The sequence below is a fragment of the Parolsenella sp. LCP21S3_E11 genome (genome assembly GCF_052118165.1).
In the GTDB taxonomy this organism is placed as follows: Bacteria; Actinomycetota; Coriobacteriia; order Coriobacteriales; family Atopobiaceae; genus Parolsenella.
Genome location: NZ_JBQKHS010000017.1, coordinates 1 through 5051 on the forward strand (window position 1 = coordinate 1; position 5051 = coordinate 5051).

Here is a 5051-nt window from a genome sequence, read left to right on the forward strand (position 1 = left end):
GTCGCTGACCAACGAGGGGCATTCGGTTTTCAGGGGGCGGGCCTCGCCCGGTGCCCTGGGGGCCGCACAGCGCAGCGAGTCCCCGCACAGAAGGTCGCACGACCGCGACTCCTGAGAGTCAGGGAAGAAGAGCTCGGCCTATTAGTACAGCTCGGCTGAGCGCCTCGCGGCGCTTGCACCTGCTGCCTATCAACCAGGTGGTCTACCTGGGGCCTTACCGAAGGGAAGACTCATCTCGGGACTGGCTTCCCGCTTAGATGCTTTCAGCGGTTATCCAGACCGGACTCAGCTACCGGGCGGTGCTCTTGGCGAACAACCCGTGCACCGGAGGTCCGTCCACCCCGGTCCTCTCGTACTAGGGGCAGCCTCCCTCAGTCTTCCTACGCCCACGGAGGATAGGGACCGAACTGTCTCACGACGTTCTGAACCCAGCTCGCGTACCGCTTTGAATGGCGAACAGCCATACCCTTGGGACATGCTCCAGCCCCAGGATGCGATGAGCCGACATCGAGGTGCCAAACCTTCCCGTCGATGTGGACTCTTGGGGAAGATCAGCCTGTTATCCCCGGAGTACCTTTTATCCGTTGAGCGACGGCCATTCCACTCTGGGCCGCCGGATCACTAGAGCCTGGTTTCCCACCTGCTCGGCATGTGCGCCTCGCAGTCAAGCCTGCTTATGCTCTTGCACTCAGGAGGACGGTTGCCGACCGTCCCGAGCAGACCTTGCGCGCGCCTCCGTTACTCTTTGGGAGGCGACCGCCCCAGTCAAACTACCCACCAGGCACGGTCCCCCCGCCCGATCAGGGCCGGGGGTTAGGATGCCAGAACGTCGAGGGTGGTATTCCAAGGGTGGCTCCCCGGGGGCTGGCGCCCTCGGTTCAAAGCCTCCCACCTATCCTCTACACGACGGACCGGCAGCCAATGCCTAGCTGCAGTAAAGGTTCACGGGGTCTCTCCGTCCTTCCGCGGGTAAGTCGCATCTTCACGACTAGTGCAATTTCACCGGGGCCATGGTAGAGACAGCGTCCAAATCGTTACGCCTTTCGTGCAGGTCGGAACTTACCCGACAAGGAATTTCGCTACCTTAGGACCGTTATAGTTACGGCCGCCGTTTACCGGGGCTTGGGTTCGCCGCTTCTCCCGAAGGATGACGGCTCCCCGTGACCTTCCGGCACCGGGCAGGCGTCAGACCCTATGCGTCGCCTTACGGCTTGGGCAGAGTCCTGTGTTTTTGATAAACAGTCGTTTGGACCTCTTCGCTGTGGCCGGGCCCGGCTCGGGGGGCGCGCCCCTCCACCGGCCCCGGCACCCCTTCTCCCGAAGTTACGGGGCAGTTTTGCCGAGTTCCTTTACCATGGTTCTCCCGATCGCCTTGGTATGTTCTACCCACCCACCTGTGTCGGTTTGCGGTACGGGCACCTCGCGGATCCCTAGGGGTTTTTCTTGGGAGCGTGGGCTCACCGACTTCGCTCAGTCGCTTCGTCCGCCGCCTCGGGCTCGTGCGGCGCGCATTTCACTGCGCCGCGCCCTACGCGGCCTCACGGGGACGTCCAGAACCCCGCCCGGCTACCCTTCTCCGTCGCCCCATCGGTCAAGCTCCGCGTCGGTGGTGCAGGAATGTCCACCTGCTGCGCATCGGCTACGCCTCCCGGCCTCGCCTTAGCCCCCGACTGACCCTGGGAGGATTAGCCTCGCCCAGGAAACCTTGGGTTTACGGCGGCGGCGTTACTCTCGCCGCTCTCGTTACTCATGCCAGCATTCTCACTTCCGGCCGCTCCACCACGGGTCACCCCGTGGCTTCTCCGCAGGACGGAAAGCTCCCCTACCGATAGTCGTCAGACTATCCCGCCGCTTCGGTGCGATGCTTAGCCCCGTATATTGTCGGCGCATGTCCACTCGACCAGTGAGCTGTTACGCACTCTTTAAATGAATGGCTGCTTCTAAGCCAACATCCTGGTTGTCTGAGCAAACGCACATCCTTTGCCACTCAGCATCGACTTCGGGACCTTAGCGGGCGGTCCGGGCTGTTTCCCTCTCGAACACACAGCTTAGCCCACATGTTCTGACTGCCGGGGTCTGGACCTCAGGCATTCGGAGTTTGGTTGGGGTTGGTAGGCGGTGAGGCCCCCGCGCCCATCCAGTGCTCTACCTCCTGGGGTAAACCCCCGACGCTAGCCCTAAAGCTATTTCGGGGAGAACGAGATATCTCCGGGTTTGATTGGCCTTTCACCCCTACCCACGGGTCATCCCCTCAGTTTTCAACCTAAGTGGGTTCGGCCCTCCACGGGGTCTTACCCCCGCTTCAGCCTGCCCATGGGTAGCTCACCCGGCTTCGCGTCTGCGGCGCGCGACTGAACGCCCTGTTCAGACTCGCTCTCGCTACGGCTCGCTTTCCAGCTTAACCTCGCCACACGCCGCAACTCGCTGGCTCATTCTACAAAAGGCACGCCGTCACGCCACTGGGGCGCTCCGACTGCTTGTAGGCACGCGGTTTCAGGTACTGTTTCACTCCCCTCCCGGGGTGCTTTTCACCTTTCCCTCACGGTACTGGTGCGCTATCGGTCACTGGAGAGTATTTAGGCTTGGAGGGTGGTCCCCCCTGCTTCCCACCGGGTTTCACGTGTCCGGCGGTACTCGGGCACCGACTGGCGGGGGACTCGGATCCGCGTACGGGGCTCTAACCCTGTGCCGCCGGCCCTCCCAGGCCGTTCCGCTTCCGCGTCCCTTTGTAACCGCACGATAGTCGGCCCCACGACCCCGGCGGGGCTCTCGCTCCCGCCGGTTTGGCCTCTTCCCCGTTCGCTCGCCACTACTGGGGGAATCTCGGTTGATTTCTCTTCCTCCGGGTACTTAGATGTTTCAGTTCCCCGGGTTGCCTCCCTCCGCCCTATGCGTTCGGGCGGGGGTGGCGGGCTATGGGGCCCGCCGGGTTTTCCCATTCGGAGACCCTCGGATCTACGCGCGTGTGCCGCTCCCCGAGGCTTTTCGCAGCTTGCCGCGTCCTTCATCGGCTTCCAGTGCCAAGGCATCCACCGCGTGCCCTTGACATCTTCTTCTCTTGACGTCAGGTAAACACACTAATGTTGCGATCAGATGCGATCTTCTGTTTGAAGAAAATCTCGCTTGCGCTATGCGGCTCTCAAGGTACCGGGAGGGACGAGCCCTCGGGACCGGAGACTGCGACGACGTGACGACGGGGACGAGAGACTGGGACTGGCGGGCCGCCCCGTAAAAGGTGTTGTTTCTTTCTGGTGAGCTTGCTCTCCCTAGAAAGGAGGTGATCCAGCCGCACGTTCCCGTACGGCTACCTTGTTACGACTTCACCCCCCTTACCCTCCACACCTTCGGCGCCTCCCCCCATTGCTGGTTGGGCCGGCGACTTCGGGTGCAGACGACTCGGGTGGTGTGACGGGCGGTGTGTACAAGGCCCGGGAACGCATTCACCGCGGCGTGCTGATCCGCGATTACTAGCAACTCCGACTTCGCGGGGGCGGGTTGCAGCCCCCGGTCCGAACTGGGGCCGGCTTTGAGGGATTCGCTCCTGCTCGCGCAGTCGCAGCCCGCTGTGCCGGCCATTGTAGCACGTGTGCAGCCCTGGACATAAGGGGCATGATGACTTGACGTCGTCCCCACCTTCCTCCGGCTTGACGCCGGCGGTCTCGCGCGGGTGCCCGGCCTAACCGCTGGCAACACGCGACGGGGGTTGCGCTCGTTGCGGGACTTAACCCAACATCTCACGACACGAGCTGACGACAGCCATGCACCACCTGTTCAGGCTCCTCTCGGCCACGGCGTCTCCGCCGCTTCACCTGAATGTCAAGCCCAGGTAAGGTTCTTCGCGTTGCATCGAATTAAGCCACATGCTCCGCTGCTTGTGCGGGCCCCCGTCAATTCCTTTGAGTTTTAGCCTTGCGGCCGTACTCCCCAGGCGGGACGCTTAATGCGTTGGCTGCGGCACGGGGGGTCGTCCCCCCACACCTAGCGTCCATCGTTTACGGCTGGGACTACCAGGGTATCTAATCCTGTTCGCTCCCCCAGCTTTCGCGCCTCAGCGTCAGTCGTGGCCCAGAGGGCCGCCTTCGCCACCGGTGTTCTTCCCAATATCTGCGCATTCCACCGCTACACTGGGAATTCCACCCTCCCCTGCCAGACTCAAGCCTCGGGGTTCCGGGAGCGGGCGGGGGTTGAGCCCCCGGATTTGACTCCCGGCCTACGAGGCCGCCTACGCGCGCTTTACGCCCAATGAATCCGGATAACGCTCGCCCCATACGTATTACCGCGGCTGCTGGCACGTATTTAGCCGGGGCTTCTTCTGCAGGTACCGTCACCTTTCGGCCTCTTCCCTGCTGAAAGCGGTTTACGACCCGAGGGCCTTCGTCCCGCACGCGGCGTCGCTGCGTCAGGGTTCCCCCCATTGCGCAAGATTCCCCACTGCTGCCTCCCGTAGGAGTCTGGGCCGTGTCTCAGTCCCAATCTGGCCGGTCGGTCTCTCAACCCGGCTACCCATAGTCGCCTTGGTGGGCCGTTGCCCCGCCAACTAGCTAACAGGCCGCGGGCCCATCCCCCTCCGTCTGGGCTTTCCCGCCTCCCCCATGCGGGGGGTGGCGGAGTATCCGGCATTAATCCCGCTTTCGCGAGGCTATTCCGGGGAGGGGGGCAGGTTGCCCACGTGTTACTCAGCCGTTCGCCACTCTATGCACTTCCGAAGAAGCTTTAACCGTTCGACTTGCATGTGTTAGGCGCGCCGCCAGCGTTCATCCTGAGCCAGGATCGAACTCTCCGTTCAAATCAAAGGGCCTAGGGCCCTAGCGATTCGTAGTACCGGGTGTCGGTCCGTCGCTCTGTCCGCTGTCTCTGAATGTAAGATTCGGATTCGCTTGGTCAAAGGAACAAAGGGTTGCTATGTAGCACACTTCGTCACTTCTACTTCGCTTGTCTGTCTCGTCGATCTCATCGATCGCAGTATCCGGTTCTCAAGGTTCGCCCGCGCCGCCTCCGCCCGTCCCGTGGGACCCGCCGGCCGCGGCGCAGGGATGAAATATACGCGCCCC

Annotated in this window: 2 rRNA genes; both read right to left on the reverse strand. The window is 62.7% G+C overall.

Annotation, left to right across the window (positions count from 1 at the left end):
- Positions 1–121 precede the first annotated feature (121 nt).
- A 23S ribosomal RNA gene (locus tag ACTQ1Z_RS08490) occupies positions 122–3056 on the reverse strand.
- A gap of 214 nt (positions 3057–3270) precedes the next feature.
- A 16S ribosomal RNA gene (locus ACTQ1Z_RS08495) occupies positions 3271–4786 on the reverse strand.
- Together the 16S and 23S rRNA genes form the textbook arrangement of a ribosomal RNA operon.
- Positions 4787–5051: the final 265 nt, after the last annotated feature.